This window comes from Pseudomonas sp. 8_5_2 (assembly GCF_059295255.1).
The window spans coordinates 200258-223499 of record NZ_CM181238.1; the positions used below are offsets into that span (position 1 = coordinate 200258).

Annotated in this window: 20 protein-coding genes, 1 tRNA gene and 1 pseudogene; 5 read left to right on the forward strand and 17 right to left on the reverse strand. The window is 63.6% G+C overall.

Annotation, left to right across the window (positions count from 1 at the left end; genetic code table 11):
- Positions 1-106: 106 nt before the first annotated feature.
- Positions 107-739: a LysE family transporter gene (locus AC5O5R_RS00820; protein WP_172287461.1), complete on the forward strand. Its 633-nt coding sequence runs from the start codon at positions 107-109 to the stop codon at positions 737-739.
- Positions 740-787: 48 nt separating this feature from the next.
- Here the strand turns inward: AC5O5R_RS00820 and AC5O5R_RS00825 are convergent, their stop codons facing one another.
- Together AC5O5R_RS00825 and AC5O5R_RS00830 are read right to left on the reverse strand one after the other, a co-directional pair.
- Positions 788-1540, reverse strand: coding sequence for a slipin family protein (locus AC5O5R_RS00825; RefSeq protein WP_494514895.1), 753 nt, complete (start codon positions 1538-1540; stop codon positions 788-790).
- Positions 1541-1542: 2 nt separating this feature from the next.
- A pseudogene (locus AC5O5R_RS00830) lies at positions 1543-2025 on the reverse strand (NfeD family protein); the annotation flags it as partial.
- A 182-nt stretch (positions 2026-2207) separates the two neighbouring features.
- On the opposite strand from AC5O5R_RS00830, the gene AC5O5R_RS00835 reads away from it, so the two are divergent.
- From AC5O5R_RS00835 to AC5O5R_RS00845, 3 genes are all read left to right on the forward strand, one after another.
- On the forward strand, positions 2208-2666 hold the full coding sequence (locus tag AC5O5R_RS00835) for an aminoacyl-tRNA deacylase (protein ID WP_172232256.1): 459 nt from the start codon (positions 2208-2210) through the stop codon (positions 2664-2666).
- Positions 2667-2726: 60 nt separating this feature from the next.
- A complete protein-coding gene (locus tag AC5O5R_RS00840; RefSeq protein WP_172232253.1) occupies positions 2727-2969 on the forward strand; it encodes a DUF2789 domain-containing protein in 243 nt (80 codons plus the stop codon).
- A gap of 68 nt (positions 2970-3037) precedes the next feature.
- On the forward strand, positions 3038-3676 hold the full coding sequence (locus AC5O5R_RS00845) for an NADH:ubiquinone oxidoreductase subunit N (RefSeq protein ID WP_172232250.1): 639 nt from the start codon (positions 3038-3040) through the stop codon (positions 3674-3676).
- Between the two features lie 8 nt (positions 3677-3684).
- Here AC5O5R_RS00845 and AC5O5R_RS00850 read toward each other — a convergent pair whose 3' ends face one another.
- The 14 genes from AC5O5R_RS00850 to AC5O5R_RS00915 all read right to left on the reverse strand — a co-directional run bounded on the left by AC5O5R_RS00850 (position 3685) and on the right by AC5O5R_RS00915 (position 21994).
- Positions 3685-4122 (reverse strand): CBS domain-containing protein, encoded by a 438-nt coding sequence (locus AC5O5R_RS00850; protein ID WP_172287460.1) that lies wholly within the window; start codon positions 4120-4122, stop codon positions 3685-3687.
- A 249-nt stretch (positions 4123-4371) separates the two neighbouring features.
- Complete coding sequence (locus tag AC5O5R_RS00855) at positions 4372-5682, reverse strand: VWA domain-containing protein (RefSeq protein WP_494514896.1); 1311 nt, start codon at positions 5680-5682, stop codon at positions 4372-4374.
- 8 nt (positions 5683-5690) lie between these two features.
- Positions 5691-6173, reverse strand: coding sequence for a vWA domain-containing protein (locus AC5O5R_RS00860; protein ID WP_494514897.1), 483 nt, complete (start codon positions 6171-6173; stop codon positions 5691-5693).
- The gene (locus AC5O5R_RS00865) at positions 6149-6922 is read right to left on the reverse strand and encodes a hypothetical protein (protein ID WP_494514898.1); all 774 of its coding nucleotides are present in this window, start codon (positions 6920-6922) and stop codon (positions 6149-6151) included. The genes AC5O5R_RS00860 and AC5O5R_RS00865 overlap by 25 nt, the downstream gene beginning before the upstream one ends.
- Positions 6923-6968: 46 nt before the next feature.
- The gene (locus tag AC5O5R_RS00870; RefSeq protein WP_172287457.1) at positions 6969-7472 is read right to left on the reverse strand and encodes a hypothetical protein; all 504 of its coding nucleotides are present in this window, start codon (positions 7470-7472) and stop codon (positions 6969-6971) included.
- 13 nt (positions 7473-7485) lie between these two features.
- Positions 7486-8220, reverse strand: coding sequence for a hypothetical protein (locus tag AC5O5R_RS00875; protein WP_172229668.1), 735 nt, complete (start codon positions 8218-8220; stop codon positions 7486-7488).
- A gap of 24 nt (positions 8221-8244) precedes the next feature.
- On the reverse strand, positions 8245-9795 hold the full coding sequence (locus AC5O5R_RS00880; protein ID WP_172229665.1) for a formylglycine-generating enzyme family protein: 1551 nt from the start codon (positions 9793-9795) through the stop codon (positions 8245-8247).
- Complete coding sequence (locus tag AC5O5R_RS00885; RefSeq protein ID WP_172229651.1) at positions 9785-11008, reverse strand: ABC transporter permease; 1224 nt, start codon at positions 11006-11008, stop codon at positions 9785-9787. Before AC5O5R_RS00885 ends, AC5O5R_RS00880 begins: the two co-directional genes overlap by 11 nt.
- Entirely contained in the window at positions 10992-11690 is a 699-nt protein-coding gene (locus AC5O5R_RS00890; RefSeq protein ID WP_172229649.1) for an ABC transporter ATP-binding protein, read from the reverse strand. Before AC5O5R_RS00890 ends, AC5O5R_RS00885 begins: the two co-directional genes overlap by 17 nt.
- A 6-nt stretch (positions 11691-11696) precedes the next feature.
- Complete coding sequence (locus AC5O5R_RS00895; protein WP_494514899.1) at positions 11697-13649, reverse strand: vWA domain-containing protein; 1953 nt, start codon at positions 13647-13649, stop codon at positions 11697-11699.
- Positions 13646-14671, reverse strand: a complete 1026-nt coding sequence (locus AC5O5R_RS00900) for a hypothetical protein (protein WP_172225923.1) — start codon at positions 14669-14671, stop codon at positions 13646-13648. The genes AC5O5R_RS00895 and AC5O5R_RS00900 overlap by 4 nt, the downstream gene beginning before the upstream one ends.
- A 5-nt stretch (positions 14672-14676) precedes the next feature.
- Positions 14677-17388, reverse strand: coding sequence for a virulence factor SrfC family protein (locus AC5O5R_RS00905; RefSeq protein ID WP_494514900.1), 2712 nt, complete (start codon positions 17386-17388; stop codon positions 14677-14679).
- Positions 17385-20462, reverse strand: coding sequence for a virulence factor SrfB (locus AC5O5R_RS00910; RefSeq protein ID WP_172225929.1), 3078 nt, complete (start codon positions 20460-20462; stop codon positions 17385-17387). The genes AC5O5R_RS00905 and AC5O5R_RS00910 overlap by 4 nt, the downstream gene beginning before the upstream one ends.
- Before the next feature lie 20 nt (positions 20463-20482).
- A complete protein-coding gene (locus AC5O5R_RS00915) occupies positions 20483-21994 on the reverse strand; it encodes an SrfA family protein (protein WP_494514901.1) in 1512 nt (503 codons plus the stop codon).
- Positions 21995-22201: 207 nt separating this feature from the next.
- Between AC5O5R_RS00915 and AC5O5R_RS00920 the strand changes: the two genes are divergently transcribed.
- The gene (locus tag AC5O5R_RS00920) at positions 22202-23107 is read left to right on the forward strand and encodes an ATP synthase subunit B family protein (protein ID WP_172225935.1); all 906 of its coding nucleotides are present in this window, start codon (positions 22202-22204) and stop codon (positions 23105-23107) included.
- A gap of 40 nt (positions 23108-23147) precedes the next feature.
- Here AC5O5R_RS00920 and AC5O5R_RS00925 read toward each other — a convergent pair.
- Positions 23148-23224 (reverse strand) — tRNA-Arg (locus AC5O5R_RS00925).
- Positions 23225-23242 lie beyond the last annotated feature (18 nt).

The window sequence follows — 23242 nt, forward strand, 5'->3', positions numbered from 1 at the left end:
ATAGACGATGCAGGTCTCAAGGCGAACGCCCCCAAAAATAACTGGTTATTTTTTCACCAACGCCTTAGCTTAACGTTTTGCAACATATGTTCGAGCGAGGTGCGTGATGTCGATGGAAGTATGGTTGGGCTTCTTTGCCGCCTGTTGGGTGATCAGCCTTTCACCCGGTGCCGGGGCGATCGCCTCGATGTCCAGCGGCCTGCAATATGGCTTCTGGCGTGGTTACTGGAACGCCCTGGGCCTGCAGTTGGGCCTGATTGTCCAAATCGCCATTATTGCCGCCGGTGTCGGAGCCGTGCTGGCTGCCTCTGCCACGGCCTTCCAGGTCATCAAATGGTTCGGCGTTGGCTACCTTGTCTACCTGGCTTACAAGCAGTGGCGGGCCCTGCCGATGGACATGAGCGACGAGTCCGCCGTGCGCCCGATCGGCAAGCCGCTTAGCCTGGTGTTCCGTGGTTTCCTGGTCAACGTCAGCAACCCCAAGGCGTTGGTGTTCATGCTGGCGGTGCTGCCGCAGTTCCTCAACCCGCATGCGCCGCTGTTGCCGCAGTATGTGGCCATCACGGTAACCATGATCAGCGTGGACATGCTGGTGATGGCGGGCTACACCGGCCTGGCCTCGCGGGTGCTGCGCCTGCTGCGTACGCCCAAGCAGCAGAAGCGTCTGAACCGCACGTTTGCCGGGTTGTTCATTGGTGCCGCTACCTTCCTGGCTACCCTGCGCCGCGCGCCCCTCTGATACACCGCAGGCAAGGCATTCGCAGGCTCGCCGACGAATGCCTTGCCGCTATTCCTGCCGGTCCATCAACCCCTTGAGCAAATCCACCGGCAACGGGAAGACAATGGTCGAGCTCTTGTCCCCGGCAATCGCGCCCAGCGTCTGCATGTAGCGCAACTGCATCGCCCCCGGCTCCTTGCCCAGCATCTGCGCCGCCTGCATCAGCTTTTCCGACGCCTGTAATTCGCCCTCAGCATGGATCACCTTGGCCCGTCGTTCGCGCTCGGCCTCGGCCTGGCGGGCGATGGCGCGTACCATCGATTCGTTGAGGTCGACGTGCTTGATCTCGACGTTGGCCACCTTGATGCCCCAGGCATCAGTCTGCGCATCCAGCACCTGGCGGATATCCGCATTCAGCTGTTCGCGCTCGGCCAGCAATTCATCCAGTTCGTGCTTGCCGAGCACCGCGCGCAGGGTGGTCTGGGCCAACTGGCTGGTCGCCACCATGAAGTCCTCGACCTGGATGATCGCCTTTTGCGGGTCGAGCACACGGAAGTACAGCACGGCGTTGACCTTGACCGAGACATTGTCGCGGGTGATCACATCCTGCGTCGGTACATCCAGCACCACGGTGCGCAGGTCGACCCGGACCATTTGCTGGATCACCGGGATCAACAGGATCAGCCCCGGCCCCTTCACCTGCCAGAAGCGTCCCAGCTGGAACACCACGCCGCGCTCGTATTCGCGCAGGATGCGAAATGCCGACAGCAACAGCATCGCCACAACGACTGCTATCGCGCCGAAACCCCCTTGCATGAACATGGTCACGCTCCTTGCGCCGCCAGCCCGGCGGCGCTGACTTCCAGCATCACGCCATTGCGCGCGGTCACCCGCACGTTCTGGCCGGCTTGCAGCGGTGTCGCGCATTGCACTTGCCATTGCTCGCCTTGCGCCAGCACCACGCCACGCAACGGGTTGCCCGCCATCACCTGGGTGACGGTGGCCAGGCTACCCAGCAGGCCGGCGTCGCCGCTTACCAGCGCCCGTCGGCGCGCCTTCACGGCCATCGCCAGCACCCCACCGATCAGCAGTACCAGCAGCAGTGCCAGCGTAGCGACCAAGGCCAGCGGGAGGCCGAAGCCGGGGGTATCGGTGTCGATCAGGCACAGCGCGCCGACCACGAAGGCGATGATGCCGGCAAAGCCGACTACGCCGTAGTTGGGCAGGAAGGCTTCGGCGAGCATGAAGGCGATGCCGAGGAGGATCAGTGCCGCGCCGGCGACACTCACCGGCAACAACAGCACGGCTTGCTCACCGGCCGCAGCCTGACCGCTCGGCGTGATGCCAAGCAGCAACAGCAGCAACAGCCAGCGCCAGCAGCGGGCGATCACCTGTCGTCACCTCGGTCGTCCTCATACAACAAGTTTAGCCCCGGCTGCCGGCAGCCGGCCTAAAATTGAAGATTGGGGGGCGAAACCGGAGGTGCACCATGCGTATGGCAAAGACCCTGCAGAATCGCCTGGACAAGGCCAACTGCGACTACGACATCATTCCCCATCCACATTCGGCCACCAGCCTGGAGTCGGCCCGCACGGCTGGCGTGCCCGCTGAGCGGGTCGCCAAGTCGGTGATGCTCGATGACCGGCATGGCAACTACATCATGGCCGTACTACCGGCCAACCGGCACCTGGACATGAGCAAGGTGCGCATGTCGGGGGCCTGGCAACTGACCCGTGAAAGCGGCCTGCCGAGCCTGTTCGGCGACTGCGAACGGGGGGCCGTGCCTGCGTTGGGCGATGCATACCAGATAAAGATGCTGCTTGATTCGAGTCTTACTCGCCAGGGCGATGTCTATCTGGAGGCGGGTGATCACGATCATCTGATTCACATGAGCATGGAGCAATATTTGAAGCTGGTGCCGCGCGCCGAAGTGCGTGAGCTCAGCTGATGCTCTCAACCCATGCCGGGCCGGCATCGTCGATGATCGGTTCGGCACCGAGGAGGAACCATGGACAATCCGATTCATCCTTTGTCTGAAATTTTCAAACAGTTGGGGCTGTCTGACGACCCGGTCGAAATCGACAGGTTCATCACGACTCACTCACCGCTCGACGACGATGTGAAACTGGTCGATGCCCCATTCTGGAACGATTCGCAGCGCGATTTCCTGAAAGAAAAATACATCGCTGATGACGACTGGATTCCCATGATCGACCAACTGAACGAGGCGCTTCATCCCCAGAAAAAATAAAGTGCCGAGCGGCACCTGACGAGTGATTGGCCGTTGCTATGCTCAGGAAAACAATAGGGGATAGCGCCATGAAAGATCCCTACGCACCAGGTTTCTGGTGCTCCGTGATGATCCTGGGCACGCTGACGGCCAGTTACTTCTACGGCATCAGGCATACGCAACAGATGAACCAGGCGGTGCACTTTCTGTATGCCGCCGCTGCAATCACTGTGGCGGCTGCTTTGGTGACGCTGACCTGGATCGCCTGGCAGCAGCTGCACTTGAACAAGCGCGAAGTGACCCAGGGCCGAACGCTGCTGACCATCTGGAACACCAAGGTCGCGCTGCGCCGCGTCGAAACCGTGTTCGACCGCTATTTCTGGGGCAGCTACTGGCATTCGGGGCGTACGTTCGAAGAGGTCATGGGTGAGCTCAAGGGCACCCCGCTGGAGCAGAGCCTGGATGCGCTGAAGCGCCAGTGCCGCACGCTTGACCGCGAAATTCACGACCATCACCACCACTGGCTGGCAAATGCCCGCGACCTGTCCAGCGTTGCCCAGGCCATGGCCCGCGAGCGCTATCAGCTGGACCTTGGCGAACCCACCCCTAGCGGCCATGGCAATACCGCCGTGCTCAACCGTGACCTGGAAGTGCTGGTGTACACCTGGTCGGCGCGCCTGCGCAGCTTCGACCATCAACTGGACGAACTGGAGCGCGCCTACCATTGAGAGGGGCCTCATTCGCCGCGGATGTATTGCTCCAACTGCAGGATAAGGCCGGCCTGTTCGGCGATGGTTTCCTTGACCAGGTCACCAATCGACAGCAGACCGAGCAACTCTCCGTTGCTGACCACTGGCAGGTGGCGCAGGTGGCGGTTGGTCATCAGGTTCATGCAGTACTCGAGGTTCTGCTTGGGTTCCACGGTGACCACAGGCGCACTCATGATTTCGCGCACCGGGGTGGCGGCGGAAGAGCGGCCCTTGAGTACCAGTTTGCGTGCATAGTCCCGTTCACTGACGATACCCACCACCTGGTTGCCCTCGACCACGGGCAACGCACCGACGTTTTTCTCCGCCAGCATTTTCAGGGCGTCGAGCACCGAGTCATCCGGGCCGATGGTGTACACGGTCTGGTGCTGGGACTTGGTCTTGAGGATTTGTTCGACGGTCTTCATACGGGCCTCTGCGGGTGGAAAACGGCGCTGTCTCGGAGTAACTAAAGCATCCGACACGGCGCTCTGCACGGCAATGCAGGAAACGGCATGCAGTCGATTGAAAAACGTCATCGGTGTTCGCCTGTGCGGGCCTCTTCGCGGCTAAAGCCGCTCCCACCGGAGTGGCACTGACCTCAAGGCCTGTGGTGCATCTGTGGGAGCGGCTTTAGCCGCGAACACCGGCGCAGCCGGTGCCATCCATCGCTGCGTCTACAGGCAACCACCCGCGGCAACCTCCTGGCTCGCCTCCTTGAGGGCCGCCGCCACTGCGGCTGCATCGTTGGCGGTGTAAACCCGCCCGCCGGTATTGCTGGCTGCGCAATTGGAACCGGTGCTGGCGCTGATGTTGACCACGTTGATCCGCAGGCGTGGCTGGCTCTTGGCTATCTGTTCCGACACGCTGCACACACTGGTGCCGCAACTGTCCCGGCCATCCACGAACATCACGATCACAGCGTCGCGGTCCCGCCCGTTCAGCTTGCTGGCTGCCGCTTCCAGGCTGATGCCCAGCCCTGTACCGCCACGTGCTTTCAGATCTGCGATGCGTTTGACCAGGTCGGCACGCTGGCCTTGGCCGAAGACCCCGTGGTCCACCGGGCTGCGGCAGCCATCGAAGGTGACCAGGCGCATGTCCACGTTCTTGTCCAGGTCGCCGATCACGGCAGTCAGCGAGCTTTTCGCCACGTCCATGCGGGTCAGCCGTTGCGGCTGGTTGTTGGCCAGCAGTTCATCGACGAACGGAATACGGGCGAGCAAGCCGATGTACCAGGGGTCTTCCGCCTGTTTCACCCTGATGCGCTGGTCCATGGAGCCGGAGGTGTCCAGCACCACCGCAAACTCCGAGGCCTGGAAGCCACCCCCTGGCATACAGATTGCCGCCTGCGTGTAGCCTTGCCAGCGCTGGTACAGCGCCGGCCAGCTGCTGTACAACCCATAGAGCAGTAGCAATAACAGACCCAGCAGCAACCACGGCCACAGGCGCCAGCGGCGGCGCTCGACCAGCACTACGCTTCGCTTGGTGACGGGTTTTGCGGTTGGCGCGGGTTTCGGCTGCGCCGGCGCTACCTTTGGCGGTGGCGGTGGCGGTGGCGGTGGCGGCACCGGCGCCGGCGCCGGCTTTGCCGTGGCAGGTGCCGGTTGCCCCCAGCGAATCACCAGCGGTTCGCCGTTGATGCTGTACAGGTTGGCCAGGTCCGGGTGCCCGATCAGCGTGCGCAACGCCTCTGCGGCCGGTGCCTGGCCGCGTTTGTGCAGTTCGTCCGCCAACTGGCCGACGGCTGCCTGGCGTTCTTGGTAGCGCCTGAGCAGCACGGCCTGCTGCTCGCGATCCAGCGTGGCATACAGGTGCGGTTGCCCTTCCAGCTCGGACCACCATTCCAGTACGCCGTCGCGCCCCTGCCTCGGTATCGCGTACAGGTGAGCGATGCCCGGCGGAAAATGCTGGCGAATCAGCGCCACCCGCTGTTCGAGGGCACTGGCAGCATCCTGGCTGGCATGGGTGTCGCGGTTTACCCTTTGCATGGTTCGTCCTAGTCGCAATCGGCCGTGCTGGAAACTTCCTGGCTGGCGTCCTTGAGGGCTGTGGCCACCTGCTCGGCATCGTTGGCGGAATAGATGCGACCACCGGTTTGCTCGGCGACGCAGCTGGCCAGGTTGCTGTTGCTGATGTCGATCAGGTTGACGCGCAGGCGTGGCTGCTCGCGGGCGATACGCTGCGCCACTGCACACACGTCCTGCTCGCACCCGTCGGCACCGTCGATAAACATTAATATCACCCCGTCGCGGTCACGGCCGTTCATGGCCCTGGCCGTCACGTCCAGGCTGGCCGCCAGGGCGGTGCCATCATTGGGCTCGAGTGCCTGGATGCCTTCGATCAGCGCCGGACGCTGGGCAAGCTTGAACACGCCATGGTCCAGGGGAGCGCGACAGCCGTCGAAGGTCACCACGCGCATGTCGATCGCCGGGTGCAGGTCGTTGATCAGGTGGGTCAGGCTGCTCTTGGCCACGTCCATGCGCACGGGGCCTGGGTAATGTGCGCGACGCGCTGCTGATCGATGTTCGGGTCATCATTGATGTGCTTGAAGAACCACGCTTCGTCCTCCGGGGTAGCGGCAACGTTGAGTTGCATCGAGCCCGAGGTGTCGAGCACCACGGCAAATTCGGGCGGCTGCAGCTGCGTGTCTTTCACGCAGGCGAAGGGCGTGGCAGGGCGGCTGCCAAGCCAGTGCTGCAGATACGGCCAGCCCAACCACAAGGCCAGGGCCAGCAACAGCAGGCCAAGCAACGGCAGCAGGAACCACGGCAGCCATACCCGGCGCCGGCGCACCACTGGCGCTGGGGCGGGCAAGGGTGCGGTTGCAGGCGTGACCGGGGCCGGCTCGGCCCAGCGCACGACCAGCGGCTGGCCGTTGACGCTGTACAGGTTGTTCAGGTCGGCAGGCCGGATGAGTTTTTCCAGCAGCGCTGCCTCATTGGTCTGGCCCAGGCTTTGCAGTTTGCCGACCAGTTGGCGTACCGCGTCCTGACGCTCGTCGTAAAACCGCAGCAAGGCAGCTTGCTGCTCGGCCTCAAGGTCGTGGTAGCGGTGTGGCTGGCCTTGCAGCTCCGACCACCATTCGCGCAGGCCATCCTTGCCGTCGCGCGGGGTGGCAAACTGATGAGCGATGCTTGGTGGGAAATGCCTGACGATGATCGCCATGGCTTGTTCGAGCACCCGCAGGTCGTTGCTGGCGGGGCTGGTGTCGCGGGTGACCCGCTGCATGTGCATATCCTGAAAAGATTCGGCAGCCGAAGCTGCCGAAGAGGTTCTACTCGTAACCCAGGCTCAGCTGAAGGCGGCTGACCTGTTGTTGCAGGTCCTTGAGTTTTTGTTTGCGGGCTTCGATCTGGGCGTTGCTGGCATTTTGCGAGGGTGCCGCCTGGTTGGTCTTGAGCTGCTGCTCCAGGCTGGCGATCTGCTTCTGCACATCGCTCTTGTTGCCATGCCGGGCCTTGAGGGTGCCGAGCAGCCCATTCAACGACTGCTCCAGGCTGGCCTGCTGGCGCTGCTGGCTTTGCAGGTCCTGGCGGGTCGAGGCCTGCAGCGCACTCAACTGCGCGTAGACCTCGTTGAACTGGCGGTTCTGCTCTTTGGCACTCAGCAGGTTCTGCTCGCTGTTGCGCACGCCTTCGGCATAGCCGCCGCCGTAGTCGCAGTTGAGTTTGCCAATCAGGCTGGCGTTGCTGTCGGAGGCATTGCACTGCGAGGCAGTGGTTGCACACCCGGCAAGGCTGGCCAGCAGGGCCAGGCACAAGCAATTACGCACGAACATGGGGTGCTCTCCTTCAGCCCAGGGTAATGGCCGAGCGCTGGCTGTAGAGGCCGTCGACCTCCTGCTGCAGCGACGCGACCTTGGTGTTCATCTTGGCGATTTCGCTTTCCACCTTCTGCACTTCGGCCTGGCTGGCGCCGCCATCGCGCTCCAGCTTGGTGACCTGCTGGTATTCGGTAACGCGGGCTTTCATGTTGTTCAGGTCTTTGCGCATCAGGCCGATGTTCTGGTCGATGTTGGCGATGTCCTGCTGCGCCTTGGCCTTGTCCACGGTCTTGGCCTTGATGCTTTTCTGAATGCTGGCGAGCTGTTGCTTGTCGTCGTTGATCACGCGCTGCAGCGTGTTGGTGCGCTCCGCGACCTTGGCGGTTTCACCCTGCACTTCGGTGGTCATCGCATTCAGGCGCTCGGTGGTATCGGCATACTTTGCCCGGCGCTGGTCCAGGTAATAGTTGGCCCCCATGGCCACACCGCACGCGGCGACACCGGCGATGATCGAGCAGGCAGCCTTGTTGCCGGAGTTGGACAGCATGCAGGCGAGGATGCCGCCGCCAGCGGCAATGGCGCAGGCCTGGAAGCCCGAGGTGGTGAAGAACTTGGCATCGTTGCCGGTGGTCAGGCGCGGGTCGGCGGTGCCCTGGCTACCGGTCAGCGAACTGCCGGTGTTGGCGCAACCGGTAAAGGCCAGGCACGCAGCCATGAGCAGACTGAGCCAAGGTGTGATGCGGGTCGATGTCGGGTTGGTCATGGTGCGGTTCCTGGGGTCCTTGGGTCAGTGTGCGACGGTCTTGCAGTTGTTCAGCCACGCGGTGGCGTCGATTTTCTGGGTTTTCAGGAACGACACCTGGTTGGCCCAGTGGGTTTGCAGGTACGGCGACAGTTCCTTGAGGTTCTTGTTGGCCTTGAACGAGCCGTCCAGTACCGGGACCTGGGCGTCGAGCAGGTCCTTGCCATACAGCGAACCGGACTCCACCAGTGAGCTGGCGTAGTAGCGGCTAAGTTTGTGCAGGCGTTCCTGTTGTTCTTCGAGCTTGACCTTGCGCACGCCACAGGTCGGGTCTTCTTCGCCGACCTTGCAGTTGCTGGCGTAGTTCTTCTGCAGAAAGTCGAGGTACTGGCCGTCGTCGAGCATCTTGGTGCAGAGGAACGCCCCCAGGTTGAGGCTGGCGCGGATCGCCTGGTCGCGGGCTTCCTGTTGCTGCTGGTTGCTGGCGCGCAGCTGGTTCTCGACGGTCTTGAGCTGGGTCTTGAGCGCTTCGTCTTCCACGTTCGAGGCCAGCTCTTCCAGCGCCTTGACGGTGCCCTTGTCCTTGCTCTGGGTGGCCGGTTGATCGCTGCCCAGGTTGCTCCAGCTTTTCTCGATGCTCTTGACCCGTTCGCGCGATGTCAGGGTGGGTGAAACCATGGCCAGGCGCAGGCCGTTGGTTTTCTTGGCCACGGCGCCTTCGGCGTTGTAGTACGGCTCTTCCTGGCGCAGCGAGGTGCGCAGGTCGCCTTCGCTGGTGAGGTAGTTGCCACCGCGTACCACATAGCCGCCGGCCTGGCCGTGCTGGCGGTCGAGCTTGTTCAGGCGAAACGGCTCGAACATCATCTCGCTGGCATTGCCGAGCATGTCGTGCAACCCCAGCGGGTTCGGCTTGAGCAGCCCGGTCAGCTGCAACTGGCCGTTGGCAGACTGGGCACCAGCGAACCACTCGTGGGCATTCAGGCCCTCGGGCATGGGGTAGCGACCCTCGCGGAACTCGGCGGTGCTCACTTGCAAGCCGCCGCGTGCGGCGAACTCCCATTCCACCTCGGTAGGCAGGCGCAGGAAGCCCAGGGCGCCGTCTTCCCGGGGCAACTTGGCGGCAGCATTGGCACGCAGCCAACGGTTGTATTTGTCGGCGGCCTGCAGGGCGTCCAGCCAGGCAACCGAGACCACCGGCAGGCGCTGCTTGTTGGAGGCAGTCGGGCAGGTTTCGTCGGTCAACGCTTTGTACTGCAACTGGCTCATCTCGTATTTGGCCAGCAGGTAGTAGCGCGACTTCTCGCCTTTGGGGCTGGTGAAGCTGCCGGCGATGAAAGCGGGCCGGGTCTGCTCCACATAGCCCCACTCGCCGCTGTCCTGGCCGATGTTGATCGGGTAGTCGTCCAGCGGGCCGGCGACCGGGATCATCACCTTGCGAAACACCATCGCCCCGTCGCAGGGCATGGGCAGCACTACGTCGTCGGCATCAGGCATCGGGTTGTAGTACTTTTCGTCCCAGGTTGCCGCTGCTGCTTGCAGCGCGAAGCCGAGACCAAGTGGCGCCAGAAGCAGGCGGCTGTAGGCTTTAGAGTTCACGCAGACTCTCCGCAGGTTGTATCCGTATGGCACGCAAGGCGCCTGTCAGGGCGACCAGGCCGGCGACCAGGAAGGCCAGCAGCAAGGCGACCAGGCCATGCCACACGGTGATATGACAGATGAAGGCGCCGGTGGCCTGGCTGCTGACCAGCAACCGGTCGAACAGCAGGCTGCCCAGGTAGTAGCAGCCGAGGCCGCCCAGGTAGCCGGCAAGGCTGAGCACCAGCGCTTGCAGCACTACGTAGGCCGACACCGCGGCACTGCTGAAACCCAGCAGGCGCAGTACCGCCAGGTGCCGGCGCTTGCGGTCGATGTTGGCCAGGAAGGCCCCGACCAGCGAGGCGATGCAGCCGATCAGGGCGGCGCCGGCGATGACGCCGAAAATAAGCCCCAGCACATGGTTGATCGCCTTGACGTTGTTGATCTCTGCCAGGCGGCTGGCGGTTTCGATGCGCTGCTCGTTCAGCCACTGCTCCAGTGGTGCCACGCTGTCGATGTCCCGTGCATAGACCCGCGCCCGGGCGTAACCGACTTTCAGCGCGTCGAGGGCTTGGCCGCTGCTGGCGCCAAGGCTGGCCACCAGGTAACCATCGCGGTAGTGCTCCAGTTCCATCAGCAGATCGGGGCTGACGAAAGCGGCTGGGCGGGCGAAGCGTACCGAGCTGACGACGGCACGTACCTGCAGGGCCCGCTCGCCACGCTCGTTGACGTCGTTCAGGCGCCGGGCAACGCGCAGGCGAACCGTGTCGCCAACCTTGGCATCCAGGCGTTGCGCGGCCCGTTCGCTGAGGATCAGCTGGTCGGTCGCCAGCTCGCTCAGGGCTGTCGCCAACAGCGGGTCATTGGCCTGGGTCGGGATGACCTCGACGTTATCGGCGAAGCGGCCATGCGCCCCGAGCAGATCGGCCTGGGTGTTCAGCGAGCGGGTCTGGCCGATGGCGAAGCCGACTTCCGGGCGCGCCTGCAAACGCTGCAGCCAGGCCTGCTCGTAGTGGCCGCTGCTGAGCATCTTCACCTCAAGGTTGCGTGGGTCGCTGAGCAGCTCCTGCTGCAACTGGCTGACCACGCCGTGCTTGAGGCCGAACAGCAGCAACAGCGGGGCGATGACGGCGACCAGCGAGGCGGCCATGCACAAGGAAACATTGCGGTCATGCCACAGGTCGGCCAGCGACAGCCTGATCAGCAGGGCCAGGCGTTTATGCCACGGGTTCAAAGCGTGTTTCCCCTTGACCATTGATGGCACCCAGGCGCGGCAGGCCGAAGCGCTCGACCAACGCCCAGTCGTGGGACACGATCAAGGCACTGAGCCCCAGCTCGGCCACCAGGTTCAGCAGCAGCTCGAACAAGCGCTCGGCGTTGTGTGGGTCCAGTGCAGCGGTCGGCTCGTCGGCCAACAGCACCCGTGGTTCGTGAGCGATGGCGCGTACGCAGGCGACCCGCTGGCGCTCGCCGATGGATAGCGCCTGGGGCAGTTTGCCCAGCAGCGGTGCCAGGCGCAGTGCCTCGACGGCCTTGTCCACGGCCGCGCAGCCAGGGGCCAGGCCAAGCAGGCGGCGCGGCAGCAGAATGTTGTCGCGCACACTGAGGAAGGGCAGCAGCCCGCCGTTCTGCAGCACAAAGCCAAGCTCCCGCGAGCGTAGTGTCGCCAACGCCGGTTGCTGGTCCTGGGCCAGCAGGCTGGCGACATCCTGGCGTTGCGGGCCAAGCCGGTAGTGGGTCAGTTGCTCGGGTTTGAGCAGCAGGCCGATGGCTTCCAGCAGCGTGCTCTTGCCGCAACCGCTTTCGCCGGTGATGGCGCGTACTTCGCCAGGCCGCAGGCACAGCTCATCCAGCCGTACCCGGTGAGCCTGCGATCCTTCGCCTCGAACAATCCGTAATCCCTTGATATCGAGCATGTGCGGTCAGGGCATCATTTCCAGCGGTACCGGGTAGACGTTATCGCGGCTGTCACTGCCCGGGGCCAAGGCGACCCAGCGGTCCACGTCCGCGTTGTAGCGCTGGTAATGGCGAAGCTTGCTGCTCAGGCTGCGAATGAATTTCTCCTGGGCCAGGCCATCCCAGCCTTTCCAGGTTTCTTCGTCCAGGTTCAGTACTTCGCTCTGGTAGGGCAGGTCTTGCAGGTACTCGCCGAGCACGCCCAAGTCGGCCACGCGGGTGGTCGAGCCCTGCTTCAGCTGGTTCGGGTCGGCACCCATGGTGGCGGCTACCGAGCGCAGGCGGGTGAACATTTCGTCGGGCGAAATCATGCCTTCGTTGGCGGCGTCGAGGATCTGCTTGAGCACATCGCTGAGGTCGCTGAGCTGGGCCTTGGTCAACAGCACGCGCACATCGGTGGTGGGCACGTTCTGCTTGATCAGGTCACGGTCGCTGATCCAGGCCTGGAACACGGGTGGCACCTGGGTGCCGTTGGCCTTGCCAAGGTAGGCCAGCTGCATGGCGTGGCCTATCAGCGCCGCATCCTCGAGCATTTTTTTCTCGGTGGGGTCGGCCTTGGCATTGGTCGCGCTGCCGATGGCGTCCTCGCCCATGTAGGCAGCCCGCACCTGCTGGGTGATGGCGGCGGCCAGGCCATCGACCTTGCGGCCGAAGGCCTCGACATCGCCGGCATTGACCGGGTAGTACAGGGAGGTATTGGTGCCCGGGTAGTTGGACAGGGTACGGTACTGCGCCTCGGCGCTGCTGTGGTTCTTCGAGCCGCTCGGGGTTTTCAGGTGCAGCGTGTACAGGGCAACACCCGGGTTGCTGGCTTCGATCTTGACCTGTTCGGCGCCAAGGCCGGTACTCGACAGTTTGTCGCCACCGTCGATGGCACCGGCATCGGTGATCAGTACCACATAGCGCGCGCCGAATGCGCTCCAGTCGATCTGGTCCACGGCCGACATCACACCGGCGAAGGCATCTTCGTTGAACTCGCTGCTGGACACCTTGGCCTGCTTGAGGTCTGCGACCTTGGCCATGAAGTCGGCACCGTCCTTCACGGTGTTGGGGTCGGCGTACATCTTGCTGACGTATTCCAGGCCCGGCACCGCCTTGGTGCTGGAACGGTAGGCGACCAAGCCGAACTTGACCTGCTTGCCCAGATTTTCCTTTTCGATCTGCGTGTAGACGCGCTTGATCGCTTCACGGGTACGGTCGATATACGGGTCCATCGAGATGGTCGAATCGATCACGAACACCACAGCGGCACTGAACGCTTTCAGCTGTTGGTTGGCGGCGGCCTGGCTCGGCGCTGGGGTTGCCGCTGCGGCGCTGTCGGCTTTGCTGACCGAGGCCACGTTGAGGATGCGGGTGCGGAAGCCTTCTTCGGTCATCACCTCTTCGCCGCTGAGCACTGGCAGCAGGTAGAAGTTCTTCTGCAGGTCGACGAAGTACTCGGGCTCTTCGGCCAGCACCCCGGCTGCCTCGGCGCCATGCTTGAGCTTGGCGCGCAGCGGTGCCACGTGGCTGACCGGGTCGGGGGCATTGAGGATGCCTTCGAGCTGGTTGCGCTCCTTGAAGAACATCAGCCGGTCGCGGTTGGCCGGGTTGGTGAAGGCCAGGGTCAGCTGCATTTTCCAGTCGACGGTGCAGTCGGCAGGCAGCCAGCCGATGCTCTTGCCCTGGGTGTCGGGCCCGACCCGCAGCCATTCATGGGCGTCGGCCTGGGCACGCTCGTACACGTAGAAGCGGCTGAAGGTAGGTTGCGCGGCGCCAGAGGCGGCGCCAGCGGCATCGCTCAGCTTGCACCCAGGGGTAGTCAGCACGCGCTGGAACAGGGTTTTCTTGCCGTCCTGCAACAAGGGCTTGTCGGCGGCCTGCAGGGCAGGGCTGAGGGACAAGGCCAGCAATGCGGCGCCAACGCTACGCATCTTCATGGCTTGAGCTCCTCGTAGCGCTGTTTGGCTTCGGCGTTGTTTTCATCGAAGCTGAGAATGGTCTCGTACCAGGACGCTGCGGTGGCGCTTTCCGGTGCCTTGAAGCAGTTGCTTGGCTGGTGGTACTTGGGGTCGTATTCGTGGGCGTAGGCCGTGGCGATCTGGATGTCACCGGCGTTGGCGCGGTTGGCATACAGGCGCTGGGCGACGTCGCAGTGGTCGTTGGCCTTGGCCTGGTTGATCACTGCCAGCAGTGCCGCACTGTCCGGTTGGCTCTGGATGCACGTCTGCAGGAACGCCAGGGAAGTCTGGCCTTGCATGCTTTCCAGCGAGCAGGGTTTGCCTGCGTCGGGCTGTGGCGCTGGCTGGTCTGCCGTCGGCTCAGGTGCAGGTGCTGCGGCTGGGCTGCGGTTGAACCACCACCAGCCGCCTCCAGCGGCAAGCGCCAGCAGGATCAGAATCAGCAGTGGCAGCAGCCAGGTGTTGGCCTTTTTGGCAGGCGTGGGCGGCGGCGTTACCGGTGCCGGCCGGGGCGCGGGCTCCGCAACCACTGCCGGGGCAGGCTCCGGCTCCGGCGTAGCGACCGCAGGTGGCTCGATAACCACCGATGCACTTGGCAACGGCGCCGGTGGCGCCGACTGCTCCAGTGCCGGCCCCGACTCGACGGAGGCAATGATGGCGCTGTTGATACGCACCATGCCCATGTCGCTGCGCCCGGTCTGCGGGTTGCTGACTTCGATGCGGAAGGTGGCGGTGCCGCTGGCTTGCAGCAACGGGTTGATCAGGTTGGGGCCAATTCGCGTCTCGATTGCCGGCGCGCCCGCAACGGCGCCCAGGTTGTCCAGGCGGAACCAGTGGGCGACGTTGCCCCAGTGCCCGCCTTCATGCAGGTACTCGTGGGACTGGCTGCTCTGCAGGGAGCATTGCAGCCCTTCACTGGCGCCCTCCCAGCCGGTGATCCGCAGCAGGCCCTGGCCTGGCGTGTTCACTTCCAGTGGCAGCACATCAACTCTGATACCCATTGCAATCAACTCGCTTGAAAGGTGTTCAGCAACACCGCCAACTGGCGGCGCTGCTCGGTGGTGATTTCCGGGTCGGCGCCACTTTTGGCGTTTTCCTGGGTCAGCCAGGCCAGGCCCGACAGCCAGTCGACCAGGAAGCGTTGTTCATGGTGCGGTGGCTGCTCCGGCAGCACCGGCAGCTCGCCCTGGGGCACGCTGTGGTAGAAGTCGAACACCGGTTCGCGCGAGCCCAGCAGGCTGTTGGGGCGCTCACCGGCAGGCTTTTCCAGCAGACCGAACCAGGACAGGAAGTCGCGCATGGCCAGCTGCACGGTCAGTACCTGGCGCTGCACCATCTGGTCGCGGCGCATGCCGTTGAGCACCCGGCGCATGACGGCGGCGTCCAGCTGCTCGATGAACAGCGGCCGGCGTACCGCGCTGACCAGCTCTTCGACCAGGGCTTCGACCACTTCACGGCTGAGGCGCAGGTTGGCCAGGCGCGCGGGTTGCGTGCCCAGGTCGCGCATGTGCTTGATCCACGCCTTCAGCGCCGCGCGAACAAAGCGCTGCTCCGAGGTCAGGCGCTTGGCCAGGGGCTTGGGCGCCGGTGCCGGTGCTGCGGACGGGTTGTTGGCGAACAGGTTGCCGAAGCTGATGGCCGGGGCTTTGTTGGCCGGGGCCTTGGCAGCCTGTTCCGGCTCGTCGGCGGCCTCGCCGTCAATGCCGTCGATGTCGTACACACCGCCCAGGTAAAGCTCGCGCAGCTGCTCGACAGGTACCTGCAAGGCATGGATCAGCTCGCTGATTGCGTCCGGGTCGGCACCCAGGTTGTCGAGCAGGTACTGGGTTTTTTCACGTTTCTTGTTCAGCAGCTGTTCGAAGTCTTCTTCGCGCCAGGTGTTCAGCCCGTGTTCAAGCAGGTCGACGCGGCACTGTTCCAGCTGCTCTTCGATACGCGCCAGCTTGAAGTCCAGGTCATTGATCGACGCGAAGCTGGTGCTGAAACGGCTGATACCGCCATCGTTCAGCGTCATCATGGCATCGAACGCGGCACCGGTATCCGCCACATGGCGGTTGGCAGTGGGGAAGTCGACCACGTATTGCCTGAGCCGTTGAATATCCCCGGCGTAGCTCTCGATCAACCGGTGCTCCTGGCCCTGCGCGTCACGTTCGATGAACGCGGTTTCTTTCAGGCGTGGCTTGCGCACCATGTAGGTATTGTCGAATGGCTTGCCGACCGACCACTCCTTCATCCATTCCTGGCTGCCGAAGCGCTCGACGATGGTGATTTTCATCAGCCGCTCGGCGGCTTGGATCAGGTGCGTGTCTTCCTTGCCGAGGGTGCTGTTGATCCACCCGTCGCACATGGTAAGGGCCCAGATCAGCCCTGGCGCGCGTTGGCCCCGCTCTTTCGGCGTGGCGCCCTGGGTATTGTGGATCCAGCGGGTCAGTACCGGGGCGACGCTGATCACGTCGCTCTGCTTCATGGTGCTGGTGCACACCACCAGGGCATTCATTTCCTGAGCTTCGCTGTAGCGCTCGAAGAGATAGGCAACCTTGCCGCGCAGGATCAGGTTCCAGTACGGATAAACCTCATCGGTGGACTCTTTTACTGCCGCTTCGTCAACCGACAGGTATTTGTTGCGCGTGCGGTAGCCGGGGAAGTCGAGAATGTCGACGTCCTGCGCAACCGAGGCCGTCGGCCTGTTCAGCAGGCTGAAGTTCACCTCGACTGCCAGCGTGGCCAACTGGGCGATGCTGATGCCGACGCTGGCCTGCAGCTTGCCATCCAGGCTGGGCCGGACCTGAAGTTGCTGATCACGCCCAGTGTCCAGGCGGCTGAGCACGTCCACGCTCATGATGTTGCAGGGCGACGCCGTAACGCTGTCGGTATCCTGCTTGAACACGCTGACGGGTGCATAAACCGTTTGTGCATGGCCCAACCGCTGCAGCGCCCCTGCCAACACACTGTAAAGGTCGGTAATGGGCGCCTGCCCACCCCACAGCACCGAGAACAACTTTGCCCGCTCGCGGGGGGCAAGGCGTGGCGCCAGCTTTACTGCGCGTGGCCAGTAGTGTTCATCCAGAAGGCGGGTGGACTTCTCATAGTTGCTTCTCAGGTAGTCCCACAGCGCGACCACGTCATCGCTGCTTACCCCGGCTTGCGCCTGGTTTTTTTCCTGGCCTTCGAAGTCATTGAGCGCGGCCTGGATCCGTTGCTCGGTAAAGCTGTAATCCATCCGTTCATGGTCGAAGTCCTCGAACCACGCATTGCAGAGGATTTTCGCGACTTCGATTTCGCTGAACAGCTTCAGCTCGACGGGATAGCTGGCGTCCTGGCTTGGCGTGGATTTGTGGCTGAACCGCGTGACCAGGCCAGTGGCCTCGCCGCCACCGCCTGGCGGGTTTACATGCTGGATGAAGTCCAGAACCTGGCCACCGAAATTGCTCTCCAGCTTGCCATTGGCATCGGATGCCAACGCCGAAATCAGGTACGACTTACCCGCCTGCGAGAGGCCAAAAAAACCTACGGCCATTGGGCTGCTGGCGCTGCGCTGGAGGTTCTTCGCCCGGTTGCGCGCGCGCCTCAGGCGCAGGCCAAGGCCATCGGCCTCGGCCTCGACGCTGGCGGCGTTGCCACGCACCTGCTCGATCCATTCCAGGGCCTCGCCGGCGCCTTTGTGAATGGCGCCCCAGGCACCCATCAACTGCTGTTGCTTTGGCGTAAGGTCGCTCATTTTCCTTTGACGTTCCCGCTGTCGAGCCAATAGTCGCTGTCACTCAAACTCATGGTCGGCATGGTGTTGAGTGAGAGTTCAAGATCCCGGTCGAAGTCGAAGTCGGCATCCTGGATGTTCGATTCCAGCTTCTGGATGACCAGCTTGTCGCTGATCAGCCCCTGCTCGCGTTCTTCCTGATCGAACTGCTCGATCTCCAGGCGAATGCGCAGTACCGGGGCTTCGCCGTTCTTGCCCGCCGCGCGGGAAAACGCCGCGCTGCCCGAGGGGGTGAAGCGCAGGGTGTACAGCGGTGAGGCCGACCACCGCTCGGCGGCCAGCTGGCGGTAGCCCAGGTGCATGTCGCCGCGCATTTCCAGCCAGGGCGTGCCGCGCTCCTCACCCTCGCCGACGATCGGCAGCTCGATCAGCCCCTTGTCGGACTTGAGGTCGTGGTAGAGCACGTCGGCGCGCTTGATGGTGCCGGCGTTGTCGATCTGGCCGAAGTGCTTGATCACCGAGTAGGGCTTGAGCGCGGCCGTGCGGAAGTAGAAGTTCGGCACGCTGTGCTTGGAACACAGCAGGCAGATCATCGCGCCCACCGAGGCGGTGCTTTTCGGGTCGTCGATCAGGCCATTGCGGTGGAACGGGTACCAGCCACCGGTGCGGTAGTTCTGCATCGGCAGGATGCGCCCCGGCGGCAGCGGCAGGCGCTGGCGGATGAACGCCTGGATGCCGGGCAGGCGCGAAGGGCGGCCGGTCAGCAGAAGCATGTCGCAGGGATAGTTGAACACCACCTCGCACAGTTCGCCGAGCACTTTGGTGATGTTGATCTGGCCACCCATGAAGGCGGCGTGGACCTGCTCGAGGTCGAAGCTGATGGGCGTCTGCAGCAGGTCGAGGGCACCATCGCGGCCGACCTCGCGGCGCACGGCGGCGTTGACGAAGGCCAGCACGCTGTCGCTGACCGTGGCCTCGCCCAGTACCTGTTGCCAGGTCTGCTCCTGCGCAACTTGCGGCTGCGCCGGGTCGAACTGCTCATAGGCCTTGAGCAGGGCCAGGCCCAGTGGCACGAACACTTGCAGGTTCAGTTGCTGGCGCAGCAGGCGCTCCTGGGCGGTGGCGTCGCCATTGCCACACAGGCGCGACATCAGTGCATCGGGGGCCGGTACGCCGGCCGTGCGCAGGGCAGCGGCGAAGGACGGCAGGATGAACTCCTGGATCATGTCCAGCAGGATGTCATCGCCGGCAATCTTGAAGCCATCGCGGAAGCGCTGGGTGGGCACGATGTGCACGTTGGCCCCGGCACCGCCACCTGCGCCCCGGTCCAGCCGGTAATCGGTGATTACCAGGTCGGTGGTACCGCCGCCGATATCGATGGTGGCCAGGGTGATCTGTTCGTGTTCCTGTTTGTCGGGGCGCGCCAGGGCGACGAAGAATTCTTCCGGGTGGCCGGCAAAGTTTTCGTTGACCTCGTTGTACAGGTAGACCAGCTGGCCGCAGCTGGCTTCGTCCCACTCCACGCGCACGCTGGGGAACGGTGTGCGGGTGTTGACGTCCTTGCCCTTGAACGGGTTGCTCTCGTCCTGATGCCAGCCCAGGCTCTTCCAGACCAGGCCGATGGCTTCGTACAGGCGGTTGCTGAGCAGGCTGCGTTCTGCCTGGGGCATGCCCGGTGGCACGGTCAGGGTGATGCTGTTGAGCTGGCGCGGTACCCGCGCATGGCCCTGGCGCGAGCGCTGGGCCGGGCTGTTGATCTGGCTCAGCGCCTGGGTTACCACCTCGGCCAGCATGAAGGTCATCAGGCTGCTGCGCGAATAACGCGGGCTGAATACCGGCATGTCGAAGGGCTTGAGGTACAGCGGCTGGCCACGGTCGTTGATCAGGTTGGCGAATGGCGCGGCAACCGCCATCGGCTCCTTGTCGGTCTTCACGTAGGCGGTGTTGAAGCGCCAGCCGTGGCCGTAGGCCTTCTCATCCCACAGATAGCGTTTCGGGCTGGAAAGGCCGGTCGAGCCCTCGGTGCCGCGGTTGCGGCTGGCCAGGCGGCCGGCTTCGCCGCCAACCCGGGCGATGGTCGGCCACTGGAAGGCGTTGTGCCGGCCGCTCTTGATCGACAGGTGGTCCTTGCCGAAGGCGGCGTGGGTGAACTCGACGCGGCTCTCGAAGGCCTGGTTGTAGACCTTTTCCGGCTCGCTGAGGTCGCGCAGGGCCAGCACGTAGTTGTGACGCATGCCCGAACCCGCCTGGCCATGGTCCTCGATAAGGATGCCGCAGGTGCGCGAGTTGCCCACGTCCAGCACCAGGTCCACCGGGATCGGCTTGACGATGCCATTGGCCGCGTTGGCAATCACCTTGAGTTCCGGGATCTCGACCTTTGGTTTTTCGCTGCTCTGCTCGGCCGGCACCGGGCGGCGCAACAGGCTTAGCAGGTTCAGGTAGTGGCCCAGGTGGCGGTTACCCTGCAGGTCACGGTCCAGGCGTTCGCGCGTCCATTCCGAACGGGCCTCGGTGTACACCTCGGTGAGCCAGTCGCGGATCCAGGTGTGGGTCAGGAACCAGCCATATTCACGGGCACTGCACGCCAGCTTGAAGGCCACGCCGGAGCGCACGTCGTCTTCGTTGGGGGCCAGGTACGGTGCACCGGCAACCTGCGCCATGGTGCGGCTGTCGAAGCCCAGGGTAAGGCGGTGGGTATTGCCGTCCACATCGGGCTCGGCGAGCTTGACCAGGCGCATGCGCGCCCAGTTGTTCGGGCCCTCGTCAAAGCGATAGGGCGGCGTGAAACGCAGGAACGGGATGGGCAACCACACCCCGTTCAGCAATTTGAGGCTGTCTTCCATCGGCAGGCGGAAGTGGCTCTCTTCGCTGGTGTCGAACTCGACCTGCACCACTTTGTCCGGCTCGGGCTCGTAGAAGTCCTTGTATTCCTTGGACCACAGCAGGCGCGTCGGCACCATGCCGTTGTTGAGCTGGACGAATTTGCCGGTCTGCTCGCCATCCGGGCCGAGACGCAGGGCGAAATCCATGAATTGAATTCCGGTATCGCTGACCAGCGTGACCGTTTCTTCGAACTGGGTGATTTCGGGCAGCATCTTCTGCGTTTCTCGTGTGATTAGCCGGCTTTTTTCATTTGCATCGGGAAGCCTTCGGCGCCGTAGTTGGCGTTGCAGTCGGCCGCGCCAGTGGCGTTGGGTTTGCAATCGACTTGGGGCAGGTCGTAGCTGCTGCCGTCAGCACAGGCAGCCTGGCCTGCACTGTTGATCGACAACTGGCCGCCCTGCATGGCCGCCGACACGGGCGCCTGGCAACGCACGCCGTCCGAGCGGCTGACCGTGGCCTGGCCCTTGCCATTCTGGAAGTCGTATTTCAGGCGCAGCGGCTTGCCGGTACCTGCCTCCTGAATACCGGCCCCGGCCCAGTTGCCATTGAGGAAGTCCGCGTTGCCGTCGGCTGCATCCGGGGGAATGCTCAGCTGGTCTGGCAGTGCTGGTTGAGTGCTGGCTTTCCCTTGCTCTTCGGGGAGCTGCGGCGGGGCGGGTGGTGTGTGCCCAGGCGGCGAATCTTCGGGAGCGCCGGGTGGTGGCGTGTCGGCCGTCGGCTCCGGCGCTGGCTGTTGCTCAGCCGCTGGTTCCGGCGTGCCTTCTGGTGGGGCTTGAGCGGCAGCATCCTGGGCGGGCGTTTCGTTGCCACCTGGTGGCGTGCCATTGCCGGCTTCGGGCTGATCCGTCGGCAGGGCGGTAGCGCCACCTTCAGGCGTCAGCTCACCTGCCACAGGCACACCGGCCTGGCCGTTCGGCACGTCGACAAGGTTCGACGCACCGCTTGGCGCCCTGGAGAGGTCGCTGTTGCCGACAGCGGTATCGCGGCCAAGGTCCGGTATGCCAATGCCCGGTAGATTGACCCCGGGGATGCAACCGCGCAGCCCGAACAGCAGCAGGAGCAGTAGCGCCAACAACAGCAGGAACGGCAGCAGCCAGCGCCAGTTGCGCCACCACGGCAGGCGAGCGACGGCAGCGGCTGGTAGTGCCGCTGCTGCCGGTGCGACCGGTGCAACGGGCGGCGCCAGCGGCGCGGCGACAGGCTCGGGGATGGGGGCTGTGCGTGGATACAGGCAATGCAGGGGCTGCCGGCTGCGCTCGGCGCCGGCATGGATAAAGCCCCAGAAGGTCAGTACCGGCCGGCCGTCGACCAGGTAGACAAAATTCTCGTCAGGGAACGGCACCACACAGGTGAGCAGCTTGCCGAACACGGCATTGTCGCCCTCGGCAGCCTTTCTGGCCGTTGCCGAGGGTTGGCCATTGGCGTCCAGGCCGAGCAAGGTGTTGCTGAGTGCGTTGATCTTGCTCTGCAGCATTTCAAGCTGCACCCGTGCTGGCGCGCGCTCTTCCTCGGTGGCACTGCTCCAGGGGATCACATCGCCCGGGCGGTCGCTGTACCAGTCGATGGTGTTGCCCAGCTCGTCGCTCTGGGGAATGGCCAGGTGCTCGATCAGCTCCGGATGGTCCGGATACTTGCGGCGAATCGCTTCGCGAATCTGCAAAGCCGCGCGATAGACGGGCTGGCCGGTCTCGCCCAATGCGGTGAAGTGCTCACTTCTGCCGCTGCGTAGTAATACTCCGCGCATCCTTGTAGACCTACCTAGTCTATTAGCCGAATCCATTCGGTATCCCTTAATTAATACCGAAAAACCGAGCAACACTAATGGCAAAGTGCTTTTTTCGTCAATTCATATGGCTGCATTTTGGCGTCAAAGCAAGAATTATCCGGTTACACTCCGCGATCCGATCACCGGCATCGGCACCTCATCATCGACGAATGGAGCACGAAGAGCATGAGCCTTTGGGATGACCTGAAGAAGAAGGCCTATGATGCCAACCCGGAGCTGGCCGCCAAGGCCGCCCAGGCGTTGGAGAAGGCCCGCGACCTGGCGGTGGAGGCAGGGCAGAAAGCCGCGCCCATCATCAAGGAAGCCAGTGACAAGGCCGCGGGCTACGCACAAGAGAAAACCCCGGTGCTCAAGGCCCAGGCCTTGAAGGCCATCGACGATGCGCGGCAGCGCCGTGCCAAGCTGCAGGAGCAGGCCAGGCAAGACAAAGCCGCGCGCGCAGAAATGATCCGCACCATGTACGACGTCACCCTCACGCCGGAAGACGTCAACTTCATCGAAGAGCCATTCAACCACTTCGAGCGGCAGCTGATGTTCTTCGTGCGCAATGGCGAAGTGCTCGAAAGCGAGAAGCGCAACCAGACGCACATGGATGCCTATCACTCGCACCAGGCAGGCGGCGGCACCCTCTGGAAGGGTACCGGGACCATCGCTGGCAGTTCATCCACCCTGCAGGTCAGCGCCCGCAACGTTCAGGAGCATGAGTTCTGGGTGCGCCTGGAAAACGGCACCGAGGCGTGCTTCCAGCTGAACAACAACGATGTCCGCATTCGCCCAGGGCAGCACGTGAGCATGGCGTTTCTGCGCAACGCCAACCAGGACATGGGCCAGATGGTGGCGCTGTACAACCACAATGCCGGGCAGAACTACGTGACCTTGTCGCCCAAGGGGATCAACCAGCAATTCCAGCTTTACCTGAAAGAGCCCGGTATCTTCAACGCCAACGAAGTCAACGGCACCCGCGACCGGCTGCTGCAGGCGCTGGGCAAGCGTATGGATCAGTTGGCCAGGTACATGGCCCTGCACGGCGACCGGCGCGGCGGCCAAGTGATAGACGTACAGCCGGAATAAACGAAAAAGCCCCGGGAGATCTCCCAGGGCTTTTTTGATATGGCGCACTCGGCGGGATTCGAACCCACGACCCCTGCCTTCGGAGGGCAGTACTCTATCCAGCTGAGCTACGAGTGCAACGCGCACGCATGATAC

What these genes read in the sequence shown, in the direction of transcription:
- AC5O5R_RS00820 (WP_172287461.1), top strand. Translation starts at nt 107, where the DNA reads ATGTCGATGGAAGTATGGTTGGGCTTCTTTGCCGCCTGTTGGGTGATC.
- AC5O5R_RS00825 (WP_494514895.1), bottom strand. Translation starts at nt 1,540, where the DNA reads ATGTTCATGCAAGGGGGTTTCGGCGCGATAGCAGTCGTTGTGGCGATG.
- AC5O5R_RS00835 (WP_172232256.1), top strand. Translation starts at nt 2,208, where the DNA reads ATGCGTATGGCAAAGACCCTGCAGAATCGCCTGGACAAGGCCAACTGC.
- AC5O5R_RS00840 (WP_172232253.1), top strand. Translation starts at nt 2,727, where the DNA reads ATGGACAATCCGATTCATCCTTTGTCTGAAATTTTCAAACAGTTGGGG.
- AC5O5R_RS00845 (WP_172232250.1), top strand. Translation starts at nt 3,038, where the DNA reads ATGAAAGATCCCTACGCACCAGGTTTCTGGTGCTCCGTGATGATCCTG.
- AC5O5R_RS00850 (WP_172287460.1), bottom strand. Translation starts at nt 4,122, where the DNA reads ATGAAGACCGTCGAACAAATCCTCAAGACCAAGTCCCAGCACCAGACC.
- AC5O5R_RS00855 (WP_494514896.1), bottom strand. Translation starts at nt 5,682, where the DNA reads ATGCAAAGGGTAAACCGCGACACCCATGCCAGCCAGGATGCTGCCAGT.
- AC5O5R_RS00860 (WP_494514897.1), bottom strand. Translation starts at nt 6,173, where the DNA reads ATGGACGTGGCCAAGAGCAGCCTGACCCACCTGATCAACGACCTGCAC.
- AC5O5R_RS00865 (WP_494514898.1), bottom strand. Translation starts at nt 6,922, where the DNA reads ATGCAGCGGGTCACCCGCGACACCAGCCCCGCCAGCAACGACCTGCGG.
- AC5O5R_RS00870 (WP_172287457.1), bottom strand. Translation starts at nt 7,472, where the DNA reads ATGTTCGTGCGTAATTGCTTGTGCCTGGCCCTGCTGGCCAGCCTTGCC.
- AC5O5R_RS00875 (WP_172229668.1), bottom strand. Translation starts at nt 8,220, where the DNA reads ATGACCAACCCGACATCGACCCGCATCACACCTTGGCTCAGTCTGCTC.
- AC5O5R_RS00890 (WP_172229649.1), bottom strand. Translation starts at nt 11,690, where the DNA reads ATGCTCGATATCAAGGGATTACGGATTGTTCGAGGCGAAGGATCGCAG.
- AC5O5R_RS00895 (WP_494514899.1), bottom strand. Translation starts at nt 13,649, where the DNA reads ATGAAGATGCGTAGCGTTGGCGCCGCATTGCTGGCCTTGTCCCTCAGC.
- AC5O5R_RS00900 (WP_172225923.1), bottom strand. Translation starts at nt 14,671, where the DNA reads ATGGGTATCAGAGTTGATGTGCTGCCACTGGAAGTGAACACGCCAGGC.
- AC5O5R_RS00905 (WP_494514900.1), bottom strand. Translation starts at nt 17,388, where the DNA reads ATGAGCGACCTTACGCCAAAGCAACAGCAGTTGATGGGTGCCTGGGGC.
- AC5O5R_RS00910 (WP_172225929.1), bottom strand. Translation starts at nt 20,462, where the DNA reads ATGCTGCCCGAAATCACCCAGTTCGAAGAAACGGTCACGCTGGTCAGC.
- AC5O5R_RS00915 (WP_494514901.1), bottom strand. Translation starts at nt 21,994, where the DNA reads ATGCGCGGAGTATTACTACGCAGCGGCAGAAGTGAGCACTTCACCGCA.
- AC5O5R_RS00920 (WP_172225935.1), top strand. Translation starts at nt 22,202, where the DNA reads ATGAGCCTTTGGGATGACCTGAAGAAGAAGGCCTATGATGCCAACCCG.